The sequence below is a fragment of the Methylophaga sp. UBA1464 genome (assembly GCF_002325665.1).
Taxonomy (GTDB): Bacteria; Pseudomonadota; Gammaproteobacteria; order Nitrosococcales; family Methylophagaceae; genus Methylophaga.
On the sequence record NZ_DCSO01000063.1, the window covers coordinates 8,398 to 9,690 of the forward strand.

The following is a 1,293-nucleotide window of genomic DNA, read 5'->3' on the forward strand; positions in this document are numbered from 1 at the left end:
CGGTCAGGATGATGCAATTTCTGCATTAAGCTCGGCGATTAAAATGGCTCGTTCTGGTTTGGGACATCCCGAAAAGCCGACAGGTGCATTCCTGTTTGCCGGACCGACAGGGGTGGGTAAAACAGAAGTCACCCGCCAGTTAGCACGTATCTTAGGCGTTGAACTGATTCGTTTTGATATGTCCGAGTATATGGAGCCGCATACGGTGTCACGTCTGATTGGTGCGCCTCCCGGCTATGTCGGGTTTGATCAGGGGGGGCTATTGACTGATGCGATTATCAAGCAGCCTCATGCGGTGTTATTGCTTGATGAAATTGAAAAAGCCCATCCGGATGTGTTCAATCTGTTATTGCAAGTCATGGACCATGGTACGTTAACCGATAATAATGGCCGCAAGGCTGATTTCCGCCATGTGGTGCTTGTGATGACCAGTAATGCCGGCGCACAGGAAATGGGCCGCAGTTCCATTGGCTTTACCAAGCAGGAACACCATATGGATGGCGCTGAAGCATTGAAACGTGCTTTCTCACCGGAATTCCGTAATCGTCTGGATGGCATCATTCAATTCCAACCTCTGAGTAAAGAAGCGATTCTGCGTGTTGCGGACAAAGCGGTGCTTGAATTGGAAATGTTGTTGCAGGACAAAAACGTCACTATTGAAATTGAAAATGATGCACGGGAATGGCTGGCAGAGCATGGCTATGATGTGCAAATGGGGGCCAGACCCATGGCGCGGCTGGTACAGGAAAAAATCAAACGGCCGCTGGCGGATGAACTGTTATTTGGTCAGCTCAGTGATGGTGGTCATGTTCGGGTTATCCTGAAAAACGATGAACTGGTTTTGGATATCGTCAAAGAAACCGAATCAGTCTGAGTCAATAAATGAAAGCCCGGTAGAGTAATTAACTACCGGGCTTTTTTATGTCCGTAAATTACCATCATCACGATAACGTTATGATTTAATACCGGCAAGTTATTCACCTGTTTCACAATTTCTTCATATCTTTTATAACAGATGTCGCTAACTCACTGATTAAGCAGGACCTATTCGTAAGTTATTGAAAAATAATGAATAAATAGTGTTGGTGGTTTTTTGACCATTTTGAGCAGAGTGCTTAAATATGAACAGCTTAGCAACTAACTCCAAAGTTAAACACAGAGTTATCCACAGAAATTGTGAGTAACTTTACCGTTTGATGACACAGCAAAATCCACGCCAAAACCAGCGTAAATTCTTTAGAGTTCTATGCCTTTTTGTGCCCGAACCCCATCACGAAATGCATGTTTGACATC

1 protein-coding gene is annotated in these 1,293 nt (G+C 44.9%); it reads left to right on the top strand.

What is annotated here, in order from left to right; all coding sequences use genetic code 11:
- Positions 1–874 (top strand): AAA family ATPase (locus B3O33_RS07710; RefSeq protein WP_292363336.1); only part of this gene is annotated, 874 nt, incomplete at its 5' end.
- Positions 875–1,293 lie beyond the last annotated feature (419 nt).